We start from the raw sequence: 21,065 nt of genomic DNA on the forward strand, positions 1-21,065 counted from the left end.
TTCGCGAGCGATACCTCCATGACCGATCGTCCTCGCGCGCGGCGAGCACGGCCACCGAATCGGGCGGTGCGTCGGACCCGAGTTGGTCGGCGAGGACGGTGATCCGCCGTTGCAGCGCCAGCAGTTCGATCAGATCGCGGTTGACCGGCGGGCCCGTGGCCTCGGCGGCGGCCACCGCGCCCACGGCCTCGGCGTGTGCGTCGAAGATGGCCGACCGCAGCCGCTCGGACAGCTCCCGGCCGTCCGAGCGTGTCCGTGCCAGGCCCCAACGCGGTTCCCCCTGACCGAGCGTCACCCTTCGAATGTACCTGCACGACAGGTCATCCGAGCGAGCGCAGGAACTCCGCCAGATAGCGCCCGCTGTAGTCGGTGAGGCCGTTGTTCTGCACGGCGGCCGCGCCGATGGTGTCGACGTGGTTGTAGCCGGGCAGGGTCTGCACGACGGCGGTCGGCGGGACCGGGAAGACCAGGCCGGGGCCGAACTGCACCACGCTGTCCCCGGCCCACAGCACCAGATTCGGTTTGGTGCGTTCCATCCCGTGGTAGCGCAGGTCGCCCATGTCGCCGGTGCGGGCACCGCCGTATCCGGCCGCGATATCGAGCACGACGCGCAGCGGGAAGTAGGTCTCCCAGTAGGCGTAGGGCGCGCCCGCCGCCAATTGCCGTGCCACATCACGGATGTCGGCGACCTCGTGGCCGGGTGAGGTGTAGGGCACGCCCTGGACATTGTCGTAGTTCCGCCAGGTGTAGAGCACCGACCGGTCGGATGGGGCGACCCGATCCTGCGGTCCGGCACTCAGCCGCAGGTAGTTGCCGAGAATCGGAATCTGGGTCGCGTCACCGGGATTCGGAAAGCTCTTGGGCCGCACCGGCCCGCCGTCGAGTGCACCCATACCCTGTTGCAGCAGTTCGAAATTGCACGAGTTGTTGTCCAGCAGCTCACCCAGCAGCGCGGTATTGGTGAAGCGATAGTCGCGCATGGTCCCGGAACCGGCCGCGCCATTGGTGGCGAAATCGGCCCAGGTGGGGGCGAACAGGAAATTCAGCGTGGTGTCCATCTCGGGATCGCGCGGAATATGCGCCAGCAGTTGGCTTTCCCCGTCCGGATCCAGGTGTGCGGCCAATCCGGCCAGACGGTAGAGCAGGAACGCCTTGGTGCCGATGACCGGCGTCGAGCCGAGAGTGCGTGGCAGTACCCCGATGTTCTGGGTCGCCTTCAGCACATCGTTGACCGGCGAGATGATCGCATTGGTGAGGTCGTGCAGGAACGGCGTGTTCTGGATGGCCGCCGGGTCGGAGGACACCATCGAATCCTGCGCCACGAACGCCGCGCACTGGCTGTAGCCCGCGGTGTCGGGGTCACCGTTGCCGAAACCCAGTCCGCGAAGAATCCGGTCACCAGCCCGCCCAGGGAAATGCCGGTGCACACGTATTTGTGCTGCCGCACCACCTGATCCGGGATCTCGTGCAGCATGATCTCGTACTGATCCCGCAGCACCCGTTCGAGCCCCATCGAATCCAGCAGCGGCAGATCCTGGGAGTTCTTGAATCCCGGGAAGACCCGGCCGTCGATGGGCATCCCATTGAAATAGTAGTCGACGGCATCGAGGTAATTCCCGGTGCGCAGGGCGTAGTCGAATCCGGTGGTCTCGTCCAGGCAGCTGCTGCGGCGCGCCAGCGCCCAGAACTCCACCTTGCGCCCCAGCTGCGCCGCCGACCGGACCGTATTCGTGGCCACCCCATCGGAATTCATGGCCCCGCCATTGAGTCCCTGCTGCTGCACCACCACCGAATCGGCATCGGCGGAATCCGTCGGCCCATCCGCCGCGCGATACCGCAGAAATCCCGCCCGATCGCATTCCGCCGGATGCGCGGGCGCGTTCGCGGGCAACGGCAACAGGAAGCTGACCTGCGAGACGATCACCCCGTCCCGCCGATCCAGCACCGTCTCCTGCCGATCCGTCGCGGCACTCACCGGCGCGACCGCATGGGCCCGCGGCGACACCGGCAATACCAGGGCCGCAAGGGTTCCGGCCGCTACCGCTACCGTCGCCCACCCCAACGAAATTCTCACACCCAGCATGGTGTCCAGGGGCCGTGCCCGCGGTCATTGGGCAGTGCGAAAGCAATACCCCACCCCACCTGTGAACAATTCCGAATCCACCTCGAAAGCCCTCCCCCTTTCGGACAGTCCGCTATGTTCCGGCCCTCGTGCGTAGCCTGAATGGGTGCGGCATGCGGACTTGGGGCGAGGGGTCGGCGACGGGTGGGAGGTCGCCGGGGCCGGGGCTGCCATCCGCGGCGGGGCGATGATCGGGTACCGCGACGTGGGCGGGGCCGGGTTGGATCTGAAAGTCGCGGGGGCTGCGTCGGTGACGGTGCTGGTGGAGTTCGGGGACCGGGGACTGACCGTCGAGGATGCGGTGGGGCGGCGCGAACTCGGGGGATTCGTCGCCGGGCTCCCACTCGGCGCGATGCGGTTGCAGGGGGCGGGGGTGGAGTGCATCGAGGTGCGATTGTCACCGGAGCGGGCGTATTCGATGCTGGGGGTACCGCCGGGGAGTCTGGGGCGGGGCGCTGTCTCACTGGAGGAGTTGTGGGGTGCGCGGGCCGTGCGGCTGCGGGAGCGGCTGGCGGAGGCGGGGAGCTGGGACGAGCGCTTCGAGCTGATGAAATCGTTTCTGGCGCAAAGTGATCGGCAGCGCACATCGCCCGATCCCGAGGTACTCGACGGCTGGCGGAGGATCCTCACCTCGGGAGGGCAGGTGCGGATCGGGCAGCTGGTCGCGGATACCGGGTGGAGTTACAAGCGGCTGGGGGCGCGGTTCGAGGCTCAGATCGGCCTGACACCGAAGCGGGCGGCAATGCTGGTGCGGTTCCGGGCGGCGGTGGACGGGCTGCTGGCGGGGCGGGCCGCGGCCGAGGTCGCGGTGGATTGCGGGTATGTCGATCAAGCCCATTTGTGCCGGGATGTAGGGATATTCGCCGAGCTCACCCCCGGGTCGCTGACCGCGGAGTATCTGCCCGCCATCGCCCGATACCGGTATTCGCAGTGGGGGAATTTCTTCCAATACGGGGCGGTACCGTCCGGCCGATAGTGGTCCGCATGACCACCACATTCGATCCCGAGCAGCTACAGACCGCCCTCGAGGCCGTGCACCAGGCGGGTGTGCCCGGCATTGTCGCCGAGGTGCGCGACCGCGACCACATCTGGTGCGGCACAGCCGGAGTGGCGGATACCGCCACCGACGGTCCCGTCACCGCCGATATGCGATTCCGCGTCGGCAGCCTCACCAAGACGTTCACCTCCGCCGCGATCCTGCGCCTGGTCGACGACGGCGCGATCGGTCTCGATACACCCATCGGGGACTACCTGCCGGAATCGGTTCCCGGCGAACGCGGGTCGGCGATCACGGTCCGCATGCTGATCAGCCACACCAGCGGCCTGCACGAATACCTCCCGTACGCCTATTCGTCCCTCGCGGCCTTCCCGAACGTGGCACAGACCACGCCGGACAGCCTGGCGGACAACAGATTCACCGAATTCCACGCCACCGATCTGATCGCGATGGGCGTCTCGGCCCCCGCCACCGGAACCCCGGGCGGCCACCCGGGCGTGTACTCGAACACCAATTACCTGCTCCTGGGCCAACTCCTGGAGTCGGTGACCGGTATCGCGGCGGAGAAGTTCATCACCCGGGAGATCATCGAACGCGCCGGCCTGCGCGACACGGAGTTTCCGAGCGGAACATCGATCACCGGACCCCATGCCCTGCACTACGAGTCCTGGTTCGGCATGTTCGAGCCGCCTCGCGACTTCAGCGTGTACAACATGTCTTTCGTCGGCCCGGCAGCCTCGCTGATCTCGACGGTCTCGGACCTGAACCACTTCTACAGCCTGCTGCTGGCCGGTGACATCGTGAGTCGAGAAGCGTTGGAGCAGATGCAGCGCACGGCCCCGGTGGTGTCCTTCGAAGGCAAGCTCATCGACTACGGCCTGGGCCTGCAACGCACGACCCTCCCCGACTCCGGAATCCATTGGGGCCACGAGGGTTCGGTGTGGGGCGCCGGCGCGATATCGCTGACCAGCGCCGACAACACCCGTCAACTGACCCTCGCGGTGAACCTGCAGCGGTGGAACCGCCTCGACGGTTCCGGCCGCCCGCAGCCTCACCCCATCGACGAGGCGCTCCACACCGTCATCCGACTGGCACTGTGACCGTAGTGGTGACTTCGCCTGCGGTGGAGCGGAAACGGATGCTCGCCGCGATAACGCCGGCCGTCGCCGCGATGGCGATGGCGAGGTAGCCGCCGTGCACGCCGTGCAGGAAGTCGGTGTGCGAGCTCAATAGAACGGTGGAGGTCGCGGCGATCACCGTCGCGCCGCCGAATTCCCGGGCCGTTTCCATCAGGCCGGAGGCCGCGCCGAAATCGGTGGCGGCGGTGTCGGCCAGGGTCGCGATCTGGACCGACGGCGCGAACAGGCCGACCGCGACGCCCGCGGCGAGCAGTGCGGGCAGCAGGCGGAGGGCGAAGTCCGGGTGGGCCGGAACGGCCATCAGCCAGCTCGCGCTCGCGATCATGAGCAGCGAAGCGAGCGCGAGCAGGGGGCGGGCACCGAATTTGGGGACCAGCACCGCACCGGTCAGACCGGCGAAGGCGAAGGCGGTGATCGACGTCAGTAGCCAGGCGACGCCGGTTCGCGTCGGCGAGTAGCCGAGTTCCTGTTGCATCAGCAGGGTCGTCAGGAAGATGAAGCCGTAGAAACTGCCGAAGCCGGAGGCGGTGCTCAGGTTCGCCATGATCAGCGGACGGTTCTCCCGCAGCGAGCGGGGCACCAAGGGGATACGGGTCCGCAGCTCCGATCCGGCGAACACCGCCAGCAACAGCACCGCAGCAGCAGCGGTGGAAAGCGTTGTCGCACTCGCCCATCCGTGTACCACACCACTGTTGAGCGCGTACAGACCCAGCACCAGCGCTCCCGTCACCGACAGCGCGCTGCGCGGGTCGAAGCTGCCGCCCGGATGCGCGATCCGGTTGTCGCGCAACAGCAGATAGGTGGCCGCCACCAGCGTCACCCCGATCGGGATATTGACGAAGAAGATCCACCGCCAGCCCGGACCGTCGGTCAGGATGCCGCCGCCCAGCACCCCGACCGACGCGGCCGCGCCGCCCAGCGCACCGTAGATGCCCAGCGCGTTGTTGCGCTGCTTCTCCTCCGGGAAGGTGTCGGCCACCACCGCCAGCGCCGACGGCGCGATCAACGCCGCACCGATCCCCTGGACCGCGCGGGCCACGATCAAAACGACACTGCCGTCGGCGAATCCGGCCGCCAGCGACGCCGCCGTGAACACGACCAGCCCGGCCCGCAGCACGCGGCGGCGACCCCAGATGTCACCGAGGCGGCCCGCCAGCAGCAGCAGTCCGCCGAACGGCAGGCCGTAGCCGATCACCACCCATTGCAGGGCATCCTCGCCGAGCCCGAGCCGGACGGCCATGGTCGGCAAGGAGACATTGACGATGGTCAGATCGACCACCGTCATGAACATGGCGGCGCTCGCCAACGCCAGCACCGCAAAGCGATTGACGGATCTGCCGGGGCCAGCGAGCCCCTCGGTCGTTCCGGTTGGTTGCATGATTCCCGCTCCCTACATCGGCGTCTGTCGACGCGGACCAGAGCTCTGGTCCTGTGTGTGTAGGGCGGATTGCGAACCGGAACTAATCGCTGAACCGGATACCGGACCCCGGGCTCAGCCGGTGACCGGCGCCGTCGCGTGACTGACGAGCACGACGGTGCTGCCGTCGGCCAGGTCGCAACTGAAGGCGACCGAGTGCGACCCGTGACGGACCTTGGTGAGCACGATGACCGCGGTACCGTCGGCGGCGACGATGCCATCCGCCTTCCGGGCGAGCGAGTAATCCGTCAGCGTGCACGAGGCACCGGGTTCCAGCCCGGAGCCCTGCGCCGTGATAGTGCCGTCGCTCTTGCCTTTGACGGTCACGCTCGGCGCTGCCACGGCGGGCCCGGCCAACACCGCCAACATGGCTGCGGCAGCGGCGGATCCGGCGGCCAGCAGGGTAATTCGTCTGATCATCCGTCCATCGTCGAACTTTCGTCACAGGAAATTCACAGGACGAAAGAATTTCCTCTTGTGCCCCAGTCGATTCCGCGATCCATCGGCATTGCCGTAGCGGCACCGAATTTCCCAATGGTTATAACCACTGAACCCGTGATCGGCTCACTGCGCCAGGGTGTTCCAGAAGGCACAGTGATGGTCGGCGGCGAAGGCGTCGGTGAGTTGATTGCCGGTGGGACGCAGCGACAGATAGGTCGGATCGTCCGGGGAGTATTGCGGGATCGCTTGCAGGCCCTGCGGGTCGGGGGTGCCCGCGGTGATGAAACGGGTCCAGTAGCGCCGCATTTCGGCTTGCAGGCGCTGCTGGTCGGGGGTCATGACGGCGTGCAGCAACCAGCCGGCTTGTGCTAGGTCGAACAGCGAGGGCAGTTCGGACGCGTGGTACGCGCCCATCGGAAAGCTGCTGGGCGGGGCCAGCGCGCCAAGGTCGTCGAATTGGTAGACGTAGGTGGGGTTTCGGCGGCTGATGTCGCGAACCTGATCGATGAGGTTGCAGACGACCTTGTCGGTCCAGCCGCGCGTCAGTGCCACGGCAGGCTGGGCATAGTCGGAGAGCGGATACTCCCGCAGCACCTGATCGAGGCGGTCCCCGTCCAGGCTCAGCTGCGCGCCGAGCACCCGGGGATAGTCGGCCGCGTCGAGGCGTGGACCGAGCGGGTTGCCGTACTTCATCCACACCCACAGGGCCATTTCGTCATGGTTGGAGCCGATGACGGTGGGAATCCGCATCAGGCCACCGGATTTCACCAGGGCGGTCGGACTCTGGGGAAGAAAATCGTTGCCGTACACCACACTCGCGGTCTCCGGGGCCCGATCGATCAGCGTATCGACCGGCAGCGCGCGCAAGCAGGCGGCGGTATCGGTTCCGGCGCAACCGACTCCGGCCGCCCAGGCATCGCCCGCACGCTTCGCCGCCGGAAGCGACTGATCCGAGCACGGCCCGCTCTGCAGCATGGCCGCCCCGAACAACCCGGCGGAACCGGGTGCGGCCATCTGGGCGCAGATCGAAATCCCGCCCGCCGATTCACCATCCACGGTGACCCGGCCCGGATCGCCGCCGAAGGCCGCGATATTGCGCTGCACCCAGCGCAGCGCGGCCTGCTGATCCATCAGCCCGTAATCGCCCGCGCCCGCACCCTCGTCCAGCGCGGAAGCGGCCAGGAAGCCGAGTGTCCCGAGCCGGTAGTTGATGGTGACCACGATGCTGTCGCCGTCGGGCTGCGAGACCAGCGGCGCTGCGCCGTACATGCTTCCGGTGCCGACCTGGAGACTGCCGCCGTGCAGCCACACCATCACCGGGAGTCCGCGACCGTCGGCGGGCAGGGCGGGCGGGGTCCACACATTGAGGGACAGGCAGTCCTCGTTCGTCGAGCGCGGGCCGCCCAGGCCGGTGGTCTGCGGGCAGGTGGGACCGGCGTCACGCGCCTCCCGGACGCCGGGCCACGGCGCGACGGGCTGCGGCGGCCGCCAGCGCAGGTCTCCGACAGGCGGTGCGGCGTAGGGAATTCCATTGAACAGCCGATAGTCCGGCGTCACCACGCCGTGCAGACTGCCGCTGTCCACGGCGACCAGATCCGGGGCCGGTGCGGCCCGAGCCACCGAGGGATTCACCACGAAAATCGTGAGGAGGAGACCGACCGCCGCGAGCACCGCCGCGGTTCCGAATCCCACCCACTCCGGTCTGCGCACGATCACCCGAGCCTCCCGAGGCCAGCAGCGCTTTCGCGTAGGCGTTCGATACTAGTCGGCCGGTACAGACGCGGGTACGGAGTCTCGAGACGACGGCAAAACCCCAGCGTGCGAGTGGGACGATCACACAGCGGTGTCTCACCGCGAGACGGTCGTTGACAGCCGGTTCACGGCCGGGAAACGGTGGGCACACCAGACCTTCCACCGTTCGGAGTCCCAGCGATGACCGTGCCCGCCCTCGATGCGATCGACCTCTTCGATCCCGTACACCTCGACGATCCGTACCCGCTGTACCACCGCCTGCGCGCGGAGTCACCGGTGTACCGCATCCCGGGCTCCGACTTCTATCTGGTCACGTCGTGGGATCTGGTGACCGAGGCGGTGAGTCGCGTCGAGGACTTCTCCTCCCACCTGACCGGCGCGCTGCTGCGGCAACCCGGCCAGCCGCCCGCCACTTTCGATATGGACGGCGGCGGGCAGGCCATCCACGTGCTGGCCACCGCGGACGATCCGAGCCATCAAGCCCAACGCAAACTGGTCCAGCCGTTGCTGGCCAAACGGATTCGCGGCCTCGGCCCCACCGCCGCCGACCTGGTGGATCGCCTCTGGCAGGAGGAACTGCGCGGCGATCGCATCGAATGGGCGGCGGGCGTGGCCGACCGGCTGCCCCTGGCCCTGGTCGCCGACATCATCGGCCTGCCGGACGCCGATGTGCCGCAATTGCTTACGTGGGCCTACGACAGCACCGAGATGCTGGGCGGCATCGTCGAGGCGGATCGCTTCGGGCAGTTGGCCGCCGCCGCGGCCGACCTGGCGGGCTACCTGTACACCAAAGTCCAGGCCGCCCTGACGGATCCGGTCGACGACTCCCCCACCGACCTGCTCGGCGTGCTCGCCGCGGCCTGCCGCTCCGGGGAGATCACCGCACCGGTGGCCGTACTCGTGCTGGTCCAACTCGTCGGCGCGGGTGGCGAATCCACGGCCGGCCTGATCGCCAATGCCGCCCGGTTACTCGCCCTCGACCCCGCACTGCAGGACGAACTGCGCCGCGAGCCCGCACTGCTCCCGGCCTTCCTCGATGAGGCGCTGCGCCTGGAATCGCCCTTCCGCGGCCATCATCGGCACGTCACCGCGGACACGACGCTGGGCGGCACCATGATTCCCGCGGGCAGTCACGTGCTGCTGTCGTGGGGCGCGGCCAATCGGGACCCGGCCCGCTTCGACCGGCCCGACACCCTCGACCTGGATCGCCGCAGCGGCGCCAACAATCTCGCCTTCGGCCGGGGCATCCACTTCTGCATCGGTTCGGCGCTGGCCAAGCTGGAAGCCACCGCCGCCCTCACCGCGCTGCTGGAGCGCACCACCGAATTCACGCTCGTCGAAGATGCCCCGCCGCAGTGGTTTCCGAGCATTTTCGTGCGCCGCCACCGCAGCCTGCCCTTGCGCGTGCGCTGACCTCGCGCGACTGGCCGAAATTCTTCCCGCGCGCCTGCGAGGTGCCCGGCATCGGGTCACGGCAAGATCGTCGTCGATCGGGGGGCTTACAGCCGTGACTATAGGAAAGGGGTTTTGTTTCGTGAAGACCGTGTACCGCGTCACCCTGGCCGCGCTCGCCTGCGCCGTTTCCGTAGCCCTCGCCGCACCGGCGTCGGCCGATGCCGCGCCGCAGCGGATCACGCTCGACTACTCCAAGGGCCGCTGCGCCCAGACCACGCTGACCGCGCACTCGTTCGCTCCCACCACGCTGGAGATCACCACCTCCAACAACTTCACCGACGACGCCAAGATCGATATGAACGGCCAGCGGGTCGCGCTGCCGGACACCTACGGCGCACAGACCACCAAGATCGACCTCGGCACCCCGATGCCCGGCGCGATCCCGTTCAAGGTGTCCGGCTCGGAGTGGCCGGGCAGCGCCGGGACCGGCTGCGAGGGCTGGATCATCGTCGCCTGAGCCATCTCGCCCGAGCGACAGCGAGCGAGCCCCGGGAGGACTTCCCGGGGCTCGCTCGTATCCGCGACCTACTTGTCCACGACCTACTTGGCGTGCGCGCGCAGCTGGTACAGACCCTCGGTCTCGGCGACGACGACCCCGTTGGCGTCGGTGACGACGGCCTTCAGCACGTAGTCGGCCTTGCCCTTGGCCTCCGCTTCCTCGGCGATGCGCGCGATCTCCTCCGCGGAGATCGATGCCTCGGCGCGCACATCGGTGGCGGCGGGCTTGCGGAAGTAGATGTGCAGGTCCTTCACCAGCGGGAAGTAGCTGCTCATATCGAAGCTCGCGATGGCGAGCGCGCCACCGAGCACCTCGGCGACGGTGAACAGCACCCCGGCGTACATGACGCCGAAGTGATTGCCATTGCCCTCGATCGGCACCGTGGTGGCCGCGAAGCCCGGACGCACCTCTTCGGCGCGCACGCCCATCTTGTGCGCGACCGGAATCGTGAATTCCATGCCACCGTTCACGACCTCGTTCAGCGGCGGGGCGTCGTTCGCCATGCGGACCTCCTCGTCCTGGATACGGACACTTACTGACGTAGTGCCAACAGGATGAATCATCGTGGGTGAGAGGGTTGTGGCGCAACTCCCTCAGCGGTTCACGTGAACCCCGCCACATCTCGGCAAATCATCCTACGACGCAACTAGTATGCAAGTCGTGTCCAAGCCTCTTTCCGCCGCCGAGCGGGCCTATCGCGAGATCAAGGAACGCATCCTCAGCGGCGACCTGCCGGGCGGGGAGCTGGTCAGCGAGAACGAGATCGCCGGTGAACTCGGCACCTCCCGCACGCCCGTGCGCGAGGCGTTCCTGCGCCTCGAGACCGAGGGCTGGATGCGGCTGTACCCCAAGCGCGGCGCGCTCGTTGTCCCGGTGCCCTCGCACGAGGCCGAGCACGTCATCCACGCCCGCTACGTGGTGGAAACCGGCGCGGTCGACGCGCTCACCCGCATCGCACGGGCCGGACTCATCCCCCGGCTGCGCGCCTCACTGGACCGCCAGCGCGACCTCGCCGACGCCGGCGACCTCGACGAATTCGCCATCGTGGACGCCGATTTCCACCGCGAATACGTGGTGGCCGCCGACAATCCGCTGCTCACCGGCTTCTACGACTCACTGCGCGAACGCCAGCGCCGGATGAACAGCGTTGCGCTGCACCGGGGCGAGACCAATCCCGCGCGAATCATCGAGCAGCACACCCGAATCACCACCCTGATCGAGGCCGCCGACGCCGCCGGTTTCGCCGAAGCACTCGCCGAGCACCTGACCCACGTGCACGGCGTGACCTTGAGAGGACTGTGATGGCGACGCTGACATCCGTCGGCACCCGGGCGACCGGACTCGGCACCCACCCGAAAGCCTGGCTGAGCGTCTCGGCCGCGATCTTCGCGATCGCCTGGGGCGGCAATGAATTCACCCCGCTGCTGGTCATGTACAAGCGCGACGGACTGTCCGTCGCCACCGTGGACCTGCTGCTGTTCGAGTACGTGCTCGGCATCATTCCCGCGCTGCTCATCGGCGGCCCGCTCTCCGACCGCCTCGGCCGCCGGGTCCTGATGCGACCCGCACCCCTGATCGCGGCACTCGGTTCGACCCTGCTGGCCTTCGGATCCGATTCCGTCGCCATGCTTTCCGCGGGCCGCGTGCTCTGCGGTATCGCGCTGGGCCTGGCCATGGCCGTCGGATCGAGCTGGCTCAAGGAACTGTCGCAGTCGCCCTTCACCGCCGCGACCGTCTCCGGCACCGGCGCTCGGCGCTCGGCCATGAGCCTGACGGGTGGCTTCGGCATCGGCGCGGGCGTCGCGGGCGTGCTGGCGCAGTGGGCGCCCTGGCCCGACACCTTCGCCTACCTGATCAATGTGGCCTTGTGTCTGCTCGCGGCGGTGTGGCTGTTCCGCGTCCCGGAAACCATTGTCCCGCCGGAGAATCCGGGACGACTACTCGATGACCTGAAGGTCCCGGCGGCATCGCACCACCGCTTCCGCACCGTCGCCATCCCGCTCTGCCTGTGGTTGTTCACCTGCTCCGCGGTGGCCTACGCCATCCTGCCGACCCTCCTGATGCCGAAGGTGCACAGCGCCCCCGTCGCGTTCTCGGCGCTCATCACCGTCATCACGCTGGGCTGCGGTTTCGGCATTCAGTCCGTCGCCCGCCGCATCGATCGCCCGGGCACCCTGCGCCTGCCCGTGCTGGCGCTGACCCTGGTCATCACCGGGATGCTGCTGGCCGCGGCCGCGGCCGCCACGCTCGCCATGTGGCTGACCGTGCTGACCGCCATCGCCCTGGGCATGGGCTTCGGCAGCGGCCTGGTCGCGGGCCTGCTCGAAATCGAGCGCATGGCCCGACCCGACGACCTCGCGGGACTGACCGCCGTCTTCTACGCGATCAGCTACCTGGGCTTCGGCGTCCCCGCCGTCATGGCGGTCTGCCACGACAGCACCGGCATCGGCTACCCGGCGATGCTCGGTGTCCTCGCCGCCGGATGTGCGGTCTGCCTGGCGATCGTGAGTCGTTCCCGCCCGGCGTGATTCAGCTCAGGTGCGTCTCGAAGAAGGCGAAGATGCGCTTCCAGGCATCCTCGGTGGCCTCCTCGTTGTAGCCGAGCCCGGTCACCCGCATGACCGGTTCGGCCGGGGTGAGGTTCGCGAACGAGTGGGTGACACCGGGATACGTCTTCACATCGTGGTCGATGCCGTACTCGGTCAGCACTCGTTCCATCTTCGGGCCACGTCGCGGGTTGGCCGGGTCGAGGGCGCCGTAGCTGGCCACGATCGGGCAGGAGCCGCGCAGCATCTCGTCGTAATTGCCACGGCCCGAAGGGTAGAAGGGGGCCGCGGCGTCGAAGCCCTTGGTGGCGGCCAGGAGTGCGAACCCACCACCCAGGCAGAAGCCGACCACGGCGACGCGACCGGTGCAGGCCGGATCGCCGATGAGATGGGCACGGGCGCTGAGGATGTCCTTGACCGTGGTGCCGTCGCCGTTGGCGATGAGCTCGCGCATCATGCCCGGCACGCAGCGAACGCGGCCGCGCGCGAACAGATTCGGAGCGATGGCGAGATAGCCGCCGTCGGCCAGGCGCCGGGCGGCGGACTGCACGTCGGCGCTCATCCCCATCCCGTCGTGCAGGACGACCACGCCCGGCCAGGGTCCAGACCCGGCCGGGGTGGCCACGAAGGCGTCGATGGTGCCGTTGGGGGTGGTCAGCTGGATCGTGCTCATCGGTGAGCCCCTTCGTCGTGGATCGAACCAACCACCGCATCCTAGCGCTGTCTGGGACAATTAGCTTTCGACGGGCAGGCCCGCATCGGCCCAATCCTGAATGCCGTCACGGTATTTGCGGACGTTGGTGTAGCCGAGCTGCTCCAGCTTGGTGGCCACGTGCTGACTGTTCGCGCAGGCCGCGTTGGAGCAGTAGGTGACGATGGCCGCGGCGCGGTCCGGGAGCAGCTGCGGGGCACGGGCTTCCACCTCGTCCTCGACGAGCGCCAGCGCGCCGGGGAGATGAGCCTTGGCGTAGTACTCGCCACCGAGGGCGTCGAGCACGATCACCGCGCCCGCCTCGATCCCCTGGACCAGTTCGTCGCGGGTGATGAGTGCGGTCATGGGAATTCCTTTCCGAGCACGAAAGTGTGTGCGTGTGCACGCTACTACTTATGTGCGAGCGCACGCAACTGGTTAGAATGGCCGGGTGCCCGCCTCCCGATCACATCCGGCCGTCCACGCCTGGTCAGCACTGCTGCAGGTGCACGCCAAACTCGTGCCCGAACTCGACGCCGCTCTGCGCCGCGCCACCGGACTCCCGCTCAGCTGGTACGACGTGCTGCTGGAACTCGATGGACCGCAGCGACTCCGGATGAGCGACCTCGGAGAACGCGTGGTGCTCAGCCGCACCCGAGTCTCACGCCTGGTCACCGAGATGGAGTCCCACGGTTTGGTTCGCCGTGAATCCAATCCCGACGACGGGCGCTCGGCCTTCGTGAGCATCACCGATGCGGGCCGCCGCCGCTTCCGCGAGGCCGCGCCGCACTATCTGGACGGCATCCAAGCGCGCTTCGGGGGCAGACTGGACGCGGCCGAACTCGAGACCGTGGCATCGGCGCTGCGCAAGGTGCTCGGCCCGGCCGAGGTGACCCCACCGGATTCGAACAGAGGAGACATCTAGTGCGTTTCGGCATCTTCATCCCGCAGGGCTGGCGGCTCGACCTGGCCGGGATCGACCCCGCGGCGCAGTGGGGAGTGATGCGAGACCTGGCCCAGCGGGCCGACGCCGGCGACGCCTGGGAATCGCTGTGGGTCTACGACCACTTCCACACCGTCCCGGTCCCCACCGAGGAGGCCACCCACGAGGCGTGGTCGCTGATGTCCGCGTTCGCCGCGAGCACCTCCCGCATTCGGCTGGGCCAGATGTGCACCGCCATCAGCTACCGCAACCCTGCCTACCTGGCCAAGGTGGCGGCCACCGTGGACCTGATCTCCGGCGGACGCGTCGAGATGGGCATCGGCGGCGGCTGGTACGAGCACGAATGGCGCGCCTACGGGTACGGATTCCCTTCCGCCGGTGTGCGATTGGGCCGCCTCGACGAAGGCGTGCAGATCTTCAAGCAGGCCTGGACCACCGGCAAGGCCACCCTCGACGGCAAGCATTACCAGGTCGACGGCGCGATCGTACGGCCACTGCCCTTGCAGGAGGGCGGGATTCCGATCTGGATCGCGGGCGGTGGCGAGAAGGTCACGCTGCGCATCGCGGCCAAGTACGCCCGGTACACCAACTTCGCGGGCGATCCGGAGACCTTCACGGCGAAGTCGGCGCTGCTGCGCGAGCACTGCGCCGCGGTCGGAACGGATTTCGACGCCATCACCCGCAGCTCCAACTTCAACACCCTCGTCGGCGCGACCGAGGCCGAAGTGCAGCAACGACTTTCGGAGCTCGAGGCCCGGCTCGTGCCGTTCGTCGGCGCCGAGGGCGCGGCCCAGCACGTGAAGGATCTGTTCCGCAACTCCCCCGCCGTCGGCACGCCCGAGCAGATCGTCGAGCGGCTCTCGGAGGTCAAGGGCCTCGGACTGGGCTACTCCATCCACTACTTCCCCGAAACCGCCTACGACACCACCGGTGTGGAGCTCTTCGAGCGTGAAGTGATTCCCGCGCTTCGCTGACACACGCGAAAACCGCCCGCTGCCTTCGGCTTCCGAGGACAGCGGGCGGATTGCGTTTCCTACCGGAACAGGTCGGTGAAGAACTGGTAGCCGGTGGGGTCGCCGGTCATCTTCCAATGCAGGCCCTGCAGGAAGAAGCAGGCGATCAGATTGGTGGCCGCGAAGGTGAGCAGCACGGCCGGAGTGATCCGGGCGGCGCGGCGCAGGGCGACGGAAGTGACTGCGGCCCTGCCGGGCTCGCTGTAGGCGGTCAGGAAGAGCACGACGCCCGCGGCTAGCACGGCCAGCACGAAGGTGATGAAGGCCCAGGTGTAGAGGTGCAGGCCGAACAGCGCACCGGCGTAGCCGGGATCGTCGGGGGCGATGTGCATGAGCACCTGGGCGCCGGAGACGAAGCTGCCGAGGATGGCGGCCATGATCGCCCAACCCCAGCCGGAGGCGAACTCCCGGGTGGTCACCGAGCCGGTGCGCGAGCGAACGATGATATAGGTGGGCCCGATCGCGCTGAGCAGGAAGAACATTCGCTGCAGCAGGCACATGGGGCAGGGATACTCCCACAACCCGAACTGGAAGGTGTAGGCCCCCAGCAGGGTGGCGCACATGCCGATCACGTAGACATGGGCGAACCACAGTCCGAGCTTGTTGGACAGGGCGGGTGTGAGCTTGCCGGACAGGGTGGGTGCGTCGATGGTGGTCACAGTCCCACCTCGAAGTGATGGCCGGTGACGTGGGGAAGGAAAGCGAGTACCGACAGGGCCAGGGTCGCCGAGCACAGACCCATCGCATAGCCCCGCGGCCAACTGCGAACCACCGCCACCACACACAGCAGGATGAGGGCAAAGAGCAGGGTGTACATGGTGTCCTGATTTCGTCGGGGATTCGGTCACCCCTTACTTTTCACCCGACGTGAACATGCTGGTAGACACCCCATTCCGATGCACCCATAGAATCAGACTATGACCTCGCGGGTATCGCCCGCCGGACCGGCTCGCAGTGGGACGACCCCGACGCGCGGCCGGACAGTTCGGGGGGAAGCTCCCGAGCACCCGGGTAACGGGATCCTGCGAGCCGATCCGGCGAGCCGCCGGATGGTCTTCAGCGCGACGCGATTCCACTCACACCCGCTCGGGACATCTTTCCCGACATCGCGGTCGGCCGCCTCTCGTCGGCCACACACCGGAATGGCGAGAATGGGTCATGCGAGCGCGATGGACGCGACCGGGTCGGTGCTGCATGGTGACCAGGTCAGTGCGGCACGGTAACCGGATCCAGACAACTGGTGAGCGGGTCGACCAAGGAGCAGCTCTTGGGGTCGCGGGTCGGACGGTAGTCGGCCGGGACGCCGCCGTCTCGGGTGATCGCGGTGTAGGCCGGTACCGCGTCGGTGGGGCGGCGGGTCAGGGTCGGGTCGGTCAGGACGTCGACGGTGTACAGACCGAAACGCGGTGTGTAGGAACCCCATTCGTAGTTGTCGGTGAGGCTCCAGTAGTTGTAGCCGATCACGTTCATGCCGTCGGCCTTGGCGCGCTGCACCCAGTAGATGGTGTCGCGCAAGTCGTCGGCGCGGGTGTAGCCGTCGGCGCGCGGTGCGCCGTTCTCGGTGGGCATGCCGTTCTCCACGATGTAGAGCGGCTTGCCCGGGAAGGCGCGCGAATAGTGTTCCAGCGCATAGTAGATGCCGTCGGCCTGCAGCGGGTTGTTCCACATGTCGGTGGCGGCGGGGGCGCGCAGGGCGTCGGGTGAGAGGCCGTAGTAGTAGTCGATGCCGATGTAGTCGAGCTTGGCGGCGATCTTGCCGATGAGCGGCCCGTTCAGCGCGTCCTCGGCGGTGGGGATGTAGGCGACATTGCTGGTCACCTGGGCACCCGGCTGCACCTGGTGGATGTAGTCGTAGATGGCGTTGTGCGCCTGCGCGATTCGATCCTGCATGACCGGGACCGAGGTCGCGGGCAGGATGCCCATGCGCACCTCGTTGATCATGTACATGGTCGGCTCGTTGAACGTCACCCACAGCGGATTGCCGGAGGCGTAGCGGTCCACCAGCTTTCGCGCGTTGGCCAGCCAGTCCTCGACCATGCCGGGGTGGTTCCAGCCGCCGCGGTCGGCCTCCCAGCCCGGGTACACCCAGTGATCCAGCGTCAGCATCGGGCGCATGCCCGCCGCCTCGATCGCGCCGATCACCTTGTCGTAGAAGCGAAGTCCGTCCTCGTCCCATACGCCGGGCTGCGGCTGCACCCGCGCCCACTCGATGCCGATCCGGTAGACCTTCACCCCCAGCTGCTTGGCCAGCTGGATGTCGGACTGGTAGCGGTCGTAGAAGTCGATCGAGTCGTGATAGGGGTCCTGGGTCTTGCCGGAAGCGGCGTAACGCGACCAATTGCTGTCCGGCGCATGCCCTTCGGACTGGAAGCCCGATGCCGCCACACCCCAGAGGAAGTCCGGCCCCAGCGGCGCGATGCGCGCGGGCGGCTCCGGCCGGGCGAAGGCCGGGGCGGCGGTGGCGGTCAGCGCGGCGGAAGCGGCGAGAACGACCAGGGGCAGCGTGCGACGACGGAAGCGCATAACGAAAACCGTACATTGCACGGTTTTGAGGGACAAGAAACTCTCATAGTCCGCTTAGAATTTCCGGGTGGTGAAACGCGGACCCTACGGAAAGGGCATCGAACGCCGGGAGCAGATCCTCGAGGCCGCCCTGCGCACGATCGCCGAGCGCGGCTTCCTGGCGACCTCGGTGGCCGAGTTGGCCGAGGCCGTGGGCCTGAGCCAGAGCGGGCTGCTGCACTACTTCGGGTCCAAGGAGGAATTGTTCGTCGCGGTGCTGCGCAAGCGGGACGAGATCGACATGGCCGCCATCGGCGAACCCGGTCCCGAGGCGCTCATCCGCCTCATCCGCCGCAACACCCAGGTCCCCGGCCTGATCGAACTGTTCACCCACATGCAGGCGGCCGCCGCCGACCCGCGCCACCCGGCCCACGACTACATGCGCGTGCACTACGAGCGCGGCACCGCCGGATTCGCCGAACTACTGCGCGGCATGCAGACCGCGGGCACGCTGCCCTCGACCGTCGATCCGGAGGTGATGGCCACCGCCTTCATGGCGCTGGCCGACGGTCTGCAATCCCGCTGGCTGATCGACCCTTCGCTCGATATGGAGTATTACCTGCAACGGTGCTGGGCCCAGTTCAGCGGCGAACCCTTCCCCGGCACCTAGCCGATCCACGCGGCCAGGGCGAGGAACACACAGATCAGGACGAACAGGATCGCCATGAGCGGGACGATGAACCGCACGTACCGGTCGTAGCGCACCTTCGCCAGGGCGATACCACCGGTCACCACCGCGGTCGTCGGGGTGACCAGGTTCGCCCAGCCCGAGGCCGATTGCCAGCCCGTCACGACCAATGACCTTGGTACGTGCGCGAAGTCGGCGAGCGGGGCCATGATCGGCATGGCCAGTGTGGCATGGCCGGAGGTGGACGGGATGAGGAAGGCCAGCGGCACGTTCACCAGGAACACCGCCACCGCGAACACCGCCGAGGAGGTGCCCGACACCACGCCCTCCAGCGCGTGCAGCACCGTGCTGGTGATCTGGGTGTTGTTCATGATGACGGTGACCCCGCGTGCCAGCACGATGACGAAACCCGCGCCGACGAAGTCGCTGAAGCCCTTTCCCACGTTCTCCGACATCTTGCCCTCGCCCAGCCCGCCCATCAGGCCGACCACGATGGCGCCGACCAGGAACAGCGCGGTGAGTTCGGGGAAGTACCAGTCCAGCTCCCAGACATAGGGTTTCGCGTCCGGGCCCTTGATCACGGTGCCCCACGGGATGATCGAGAAGATCATGAACGCGAAGGTGAGGCCGACCAGCCACAGCACCGACACCTGCCGCCGGGTCATCGGATCCGGTTCGTGCTCATCGGCTTTCACATCGCGGTCGCCGGGTTCCCAACCCGACCAGGACTTCTCGGGATCGGCCTTGACCCGGCGGGCGTACCAGATGACGTAGGCGACCGTGACCGCCGTCAGCACCACCAGCATGGCCAGACGCAGCACGATGCCGTCACCGATGGCGATGCCCGCCGCCGAGGACGCGGTGCCTGTGGCGAAGGGGTTCACCGTGGAGCACAGCACGCCGATGCCCGCCCCGGCGATGATCGCGCCGACCGCGGTCATCCGGTCGTAGCCCAGGGCCAGCGTCAGCGGCACCAGCAGGGCGTAGAAGCCCAGCGTCTCCTCGGCGAAACCCTCGACCGTACCGGCCACCGCGAACACCACCATGATGCCGACGATCAGCAGGTAGGAGCGGTTGCGCAGCTTGAACGCCAGCCGCCCGATACCGCTGTCCAGGGCCCCGGTGGCGAAGGCGACGGTGATGAACGCGCCCACCGACAGCACGAACAGGAACACCGCGGCGGCACCGTAGAGCGAACCGGCCGCGTCGGGCGCGACCTGGCCGGTCTTGTCGTCCTGAATGCCGTAGAGGCCGTTGATCGGAGCCAGGAACAGGTCCCGCACCCGCGCGCCGAAGTCCTTCACGTCGGTGAGGCGGTGATACGAGCCCGCGATCGGGTGGCCCTTGGCGTCGGTGTCGTACGCGCCCGGTGGAATCACGAAGGCGGCCAGCCACACCGCCACGGTGACCCCGGCGAGAATGGTGTAGGTGGAGGGGAACGTCCACTTCTTGCGGTGCCGAGGGGTTTTCGGCGCGGTATCGACGGTGGCGGTGTCGCTCACTTGCGCATCCTCTCCGCGAAGAGCCGGAAGAACTCGGCCTCGGCCAGCGTCACATTCCGCAATTCGCTCACCAGCACCCGCTCGTTGAAGCCGTGCATATTGCAGTTGGAGTCCTCGACGCCGAGCATCAGCACCTCGGAGCCCGGATTGGCCGCGGCCATCGAATTGGTCAGCGGAATCGACCCGCCCATGGCCGACGCAACGGCGCCCACGCCCCACGCCTTCGTCATGGCCTCGCTCATCGCCGCATACGCGGGACCGTTTGTGCCAGAAGCGAATCCGGCCCCGACATCACCACCGGTCACCTCGAGCTCGATCCCGTAGGGCTTGACCTTCTTCAGGTGCTCGACCACCGCCCGCTGCCCCTCGGCCGGATCCTGCTCCGGATGCACCCGCACGTTCAGATACGCCTTCGCATACGGAACCACCGCGGACGCAGCGGTTTTCGTCGGCGGCGCGTCCAACCCGATCACCGTGATCGCGGGCCCGTACCAGATCCGCTCCCCGATCGGCCCGGTCCCGAGCAACGGCATCCCCGCCTCCATCCCGGTAACCTCGGCGAACTCCTTGTCGGTGTAGTTCGCCCCCTCCCACTTGTCCCGGCGCAACCCGTCGACCGCCACGTTCCCATCGGCGTCATGCAACGTGGCCAGCGCAGCGATCAACGCCAACAGCGCATCCGGCGCAGCCCCACCGAACTGCCCCGAATGCACCGGCGCGGCCAACGTCCGCACCTCCACGAACACATCCGCCACACCACGCAACGCGGTCACCAGCGTCGGCTGCCCCGCCCGAATGTTCCCCGCATCGCAGATCAGCAGCGCATCGGCCTTGAACAGTTCGGGATGCTCAGCCGGGTAATCATCGAACACCGACCCGTACTCTTCCTGCCCCTCGATCACCACCGTCACCCCCACCGGCGGCTTCCCCCCGAACGCCCGCAACGCCCCGATATGCGCCACCACATTCGCCTTACAGTCGGCCGCCCCACGCCCGTAAATCGCCCCATCCTTCTCGGTCGGCGTGAACGGCGGTGTATGCCAAAGACTTTCGTCACCAGAGGGCTGCACATCGTAATGCCCATACAACAACACCGTCGGAGCCCCCTCGGGAGCCGGAATCCGCCCATAGATCACCGGCGACGTATCCGGCAGATCCAACACCCGAATCTCCCCCACCCCCGACTTCCGCAACTCCTCCGCCACCAGATCGTGCGCCTTCCGCACGTTCTCCTTCGGATACTCCGGAAACGCAATCGACGGTATCGCCACCAGTTGCCCGAGCAACCCCTTCAACTCCGGCATCAACCCATCAACAGCCCCGCTCAGCTCCTGACCCAGGTCCATTCCGCTATCGAA

22 protein-coding genes are annotated in these 21,065 nt (G+C 67.6%); 9 read left to right on the forward strand and 13 right to left on the reverse strand.

Features of this window, described 5'->3' with window-relative positions; genetic code table 11:
- Positions 1 to 320: 320 nt before the first annotated feature.
- Positions 321 to 1,304, reverse strand: coding sequence for a hypothetical protein (locus tag ACFXHA_RS18000; RefSeq protein ID WP_379357953.1), 984 nt, complete (start codon positions 1,302 to 1,304; stop codon positions 321 to 323).
- On the reverse strand, positions 1,217 to 2,074 hold the full coding sequence (locus tag ACFXHA_RS18005; protein WP_379357955.1) for a hypothetical protein: 858 nt from the start codon (positions 2,072 to 2,074) through the stop codon (positions 1,217 to 1,219). The genes ACFXHA_RS18000 and ACFXHA_RS18005 overlap by 88 nt, the downstream gene beginning before the upstream one ends.
- 154 nt (positions 2,075 to 2,228) lie before the next feature.
- Here ACFXHA_RS18005 and ACFXHA_RS18010 point away from each other — a divergent pair, with 154 nt between their 5' ends.
- Together ACFXHA_RS18010 and ACFXHA_RS18015 are read left to right on the forward strand one after the other, a co-directional pair.
- Complete coding sequence (locus tag ACFXHA_RS18010; RefSeq protein WP_379357957.1) at positions 2,229 to 3,098, forward strand: helix-turn-helix domain-containing protein; 870 nt, start codon at positions 2,229 to 2,231, stop codon at positions 3,096 to 3,098.
- Between the two features lie 8 nt (positions 3,099 to 3,106).
- Entirely contained in the window at positions 3,107 to 4,219 is a 1,113-nt protein-coding gene (locus tag ACFXHA_RS18015; RefSeq protein WP_379357959.1) for a serine hydrolase domain-containing protein, read from the forward strand.
- On the opposite strand, the gene ACFXHA_RS18020 is transcribed toward ACFXHA_RS18015, so the two are convergent.
- The 3 genes from ACFXHA_RS18020 to ACFXHA_RS18030 form a co-directional block, all read right to left on the reverse strand.
- A complete protein-coding gene (locus ACFXHA_RS18020) occupies positions 4,200 to 5,636 on the reverse strand; it encodes an MFS transporter (RefSeq protein ID WP_379357961.1) in 1,437 nt (478 codons plus the stop codon). The genes ACFXHA_RS18015 and ACFXHA_RS18020 overlap by 20 nt on opposite strands.
- Before the next feature lie 114 nt (positions 5,637 to 5,750).
- On the reverse strand, positions 5,751 to 6,095 hold the full coding sequence (locus tag ACFXHA_RS18025) for a hypothetical protein (protein ID WP_379357963.1): 345 nt from the start codon (positions 6,093 to 6,095) through the stop codon (positions 5,751 to 5,753).
- A 144-nt stretch (positions 6,096 to 6,239) separates the two neighbouring features.
- A complete protein-coding gene (locus tag ACFXHA_RS18030) occupies positions 6,240 to 7,832 on the reverse strand; it encodes a carboxylesterase/lipase family protein (RefSeq protein WP_379357965.1) in 1,593 nt (530 codons plus the stop codon).
- Positions 7,833 to 8,048: 216 nt separating this feature from the next.
- Here ACFXHA_RS18030 and ACFXHA_RS18035 point away from each other — a divergent pair, with 216 nt between their 5' ends.
- Both ACFXHA_RS18035 and ACFXHA_RS18040 read left to right on the forward strand, forming a co-directional pair.
- Positions 8,049 to 9,281: a cytochrome P450 gene (locus tag ACFXHA_RS18035; protein WP_379357967.1), complete on the forward strand. Its 1,233-nt coding sequence runs from the start codon at positions 8,049 to 8,051 to the stop codon at positions 9,279 to 9,281.
- 121 nt (positions 9,282 to 9,402) lie between these two features.
- Positions 9,403 to 9,780: a hypothetical protein gene (locus ACFXHA_RS18040; RefSeq protein WP_379357968.1), complete on the forward strand. Its 378-nt coding sequence runs from the start codon at positions 9,403 to 9,405 to the stop codon at positions 9,778 to 9,780.
- Between the two features lie 83 nt (positions 9,781 to 9,863).
- On the opposite strand, the gene ACFXHA_RS18045 is transcribed toward ACFXHA_RS18040, so the two are convergent.
- On the reverse strand, positions 9,864 to 10,325 hold the full coding sequence (locus tag ACFXHA_RS18045) for a YiiD C-terminal domain-containing protein (RefSeq protein WP_379357970.1): 462 nt from the start codon (positions 10,323 to 10,325) through the stop codon (positions 9,864 to 9,866).
- Between the two features lie 148 nt (positions 10,326 to 10,473).
- Here ACFXHA_RS18045 and ACFXHA_RS18050 point away from each other — a divergent pair, with 148 nt between their 5' ends.
- Positions 10,474 to 11,124, forward strand: coding sequence for a GntR family transcriptional regulator (locus ACFXHA_RS18050; protein ID WP_379357972.1), 651 nt, complete (start codon positions 10,474 to 10,476; stop codon positions 11,122 to 11,124).
- Positions 11,124 to 12,350, forward strand: a complete 1,227-nt coding sequence (locus ACFXHA_RS18055; RefSeq protein ID WP_379357974.1) for an MFS transporter — start codon at positions 11,124 to 11,126, stop codon at positions 12,348 to 12,350. The genes ACFXHA_RS18050 and ACFXHA_RS18055 overlap by 1 nt, the downstream gene beginning before the upstream one ends.
- 1 nt (position 12,351) lies before the next feature.
- On the opposite strand, the gene ACFXHA_RS18060 is transcribed toward ACFXHA_RS18055, so the two are convergent.
- Entirely contained in the window at positions 12,352 to 13,041 is a 690-nt protein-coding gene (locus ACFXHA_RS18060; protein ID WP_379357975.1) for a dienelactone hydrolase family protein, read from the reverse strand.
- Between the two features lie 60 nt (positions 13,042 to 13,101).
- A complete protein-coding gene (locus ACFXHA_RS18065; protein ID WP_379357977.1) occupies positions 13,102 to 13,425 on the reverse strand; it encodes a rhodanese-like domain-containing protein in 324 nt (107 codons plus the stop codon).
- 85 nt (positions 13,426 to 13,510) lie between these two features.
- Between ACFXHA_RS18065 and ACFXHA_RS18070 the strand changes: the two genes are divergently transcribed.
- Together ACFXHA_RS18070 and ACFXHA_RS18075 are read left to right on the forward strand one after the other, a co-directional pair.
- Complete coding sequence (locus ACFXHA_RS18070; protein ID WP_379357978.1) at positions 13,511 to 13,984, forward strand: MarR family winged helix-turn-helix transcriptional regulator; 474 nt, start codon at positions 13,511 to 13,513, stop codon at positions 13,982 to 13,984.
- The gene (locus ACFXHA_RS18075; RefSeq protein WP_379357980.1) at positions 13,984 to 14,976 is read left to right on the forward strand and encodes an LLM class F420-dependent oxidoreductase; all 993 of its coding nucleotides are present in this window, start codon (positions 13,984 to 13,986) and stop codon (positions 14,974 to 14,976) included. Before ACFXHA_RS18070 ends, ACFXHA_RS18075 begins: the two co-directional genes overlap by 1 nt.
- Before the next feature lie 59 nt (positions 14,977 to 15,035).
- Here the strand turns inward: ACFXHA_RS18075 and ACFXHA_RS18080 are convergent, their stop codons facing one another.
- The 3 genes from ACFXHA_RS18080 to ACFXHA_RS18090 form a co-directional block, all read right to left on the reverse strand.
- Positions 15,036 to 15,674 carry a disulfide bond formation protein B gene (locus ACFXHA_RS18080; protein WP_379357981.1) on the reverse strand — a complete coding sequence of 213 codons (639 nt, stop codon included), beginning with the start codon at positions 15,672 to 15,674 and terminating at the stop codon, positions 15,036 to 15,038.
- Positions 15,671 to 15,832: a hypothetical protein gene (locus ACFXHA_RS18085; RefSeq protein ID WP_379357983.1), complete on the reverse strand. Its 162-nt coding sequence runs from the start codon at positions 15,830 to 15,832 to the stop codon at positions 15,671 to 15,673. Before ACFXHA_RS18085 ends, ACFXHA_RS18080 begins: the two co-directional genes overlap by 4 nt.
- A 389-nt stretch (positions 15,833 to 16,221) precedes the next feature.
- Positions 16,222 to 17,538: a family 1 glycosylhydrolase gene (locus ACFXHA_RS18090; protein WP_379357985.1), complete on the reverse strand. Its 1,317-nt coding sequence runs from the start codon at positions 17,536 to 17,538 to the stop codon at positions 16,222 to 16,224.
- Between the two features lie 67 nt (positions 17,539 to 17,605).
- Between ACFXHA_RS18090 and ACFXHA_RS18095 the strand changes: the two genes are divergently transcribed.
- Complete coding sequence (locus tag ACFXHA_RS18095) at positions 17,606 to 18,187, forward strand: TetR/AcrR family transcriptional regulator (protein ID WP_379357986.1); 582 nt, start codon at positions 17,606 to 17,608, stop codon at positions 18,185 to 18,187.
- Here the strand turns inward: ACFXHA_RS18095 and ACFXHA_RS18100 are convergent.
- Positions 18,184 to 19,707, reverse strand: a complete 1,524-nt coding sequence (locus ACFXHA_RS18100) for a YfcC family protein (RefSeq protein ID WP_379357988.1) — start codon at positions 19,705 to 19,707, stop codon at positions 18,184 to 18,186. The genes ACFXHA_RS18095 and ACFXHA_RS18100 overlap by 4 nt on opposite strands.
- Positions 19,704 to 21,053 (reverse strand): M20/M25/M40 family metallo-hydrolase, encoded by a 1,350-nt coding sequence (locus ACFXHA_RS18105; RefSeq protein ID WP_379357990.1) that lies wholly within the window; start codon positions 21,051 to 21,053, stop codon positions 19,704 to 19,706. The genes ACFXHA_RS18100 and ACFXHA_RS18105 overlap by 4 nt, the downstream gene beginning before the upstream one ends.
- Between the last annotated feature and the right edge of the window lie 12 nt (positions 21,054 to 21,065).

The sequence above is a fragment of the Nocardia sp. NPDC059240 genome (assembly GCF_042753865.1).
GTDB lineage: Bacteria > Actinomycetota > Actinomycetes > Mycobacteriales > Mycobacteriaceae > Nocardia.

Excerpts from the sequence above, each read along its gene's own strand:
- ACFXHA_RS18015 (WP_379357959.1), top strand. The coding sequence starts at position 3,107 with ATGACCACCACATTCGATCCCGAGCAGCTACAGACCGCCCTCGAGGCC.
- ACFXHA_RS18020 (WP_379357961.1), bottom strand. The coding sequence starts at position 5,636 with ATGCAACCAACCGGAACGACCGAGGGGCTCGCTGGCCCCGGCAGATCC.
- ACFXHA_RS18025 (WP_379357963.1), bottom strand. The coding sequence starts at position 6,095 with ATGATCAGACGAATTACCCTGCTGGCCGCCGGATCCGCCGCTGCCGCA.
- ACFXHA_RS18035 (WP_379357967.1), top strand. The coding sequence starts at position 8,049 with ATGACCGTGCCCGCCCTCGATGCGATCGACCTCTTCGATCCCGTACAC.
- ACFXHA_RS18045 (WP_379357970.1), bottom strand. The coding sequence starts at position 10,325 with ATGGCGAACGACGCCCCGCCGCTGAACGAGGTCGTGAACGGTGGCATG.
- ACFXHA_RS18050 (WP_379357972.1), top strand. The coding sequence starts at position 10,474 with ATGCAAGTCGTGTCCAAGCCTCTTTCCGCCGCCGAGCGGGCCTATCGC.
- ACFXHA_RS18055 (WP_379357974.1), top strand. The coding sequence starts at position 11,124 with ATGGCGACGCTGACATCCGTCGGCACCCGGGCGACCGGACTCGGCACC.
- ACFXHA_RS18060 (WP_379357975.1), bottom strand. The coding sequence starts at position 13,041 with ATGAGCACGATCCAGCTGACCACCCCCAACGGCACCATCGACGCCTTC.
- ACFXHA_RS18065 (WP_379357977.1), bottom strand. The coding sequence starts at position 13,425 with ATGACCGCACTCATCACCCGCGACGAACTGGTCCAGGGGATCGAGGCG.
- ACFXHA_RS18085 (WP_379357983.1), bottom strand. The coding sequence starts at position 15,832 with ATGTACACCCTGCTCTTTGCCCTCATCCTGCTGTGTGTGGTGGCGGTG.
- ACFXHA_RS18090 (WP_379357985.1), bottom strand. The coding sequence starts at position 17,538 with ATGCGCTTCCGTCGTCGCACGCTGCCCCTGGTCGTTCTCGCCGCTTCC.
- ACFXHA_RS18105 (WP_379357990.1), bottom strand. The coding sequence starts at position 21,053 with ATGGACCTGGGTCAGGAGCTGAGCGGGGCTGTTGATGGGTTGATGCCG.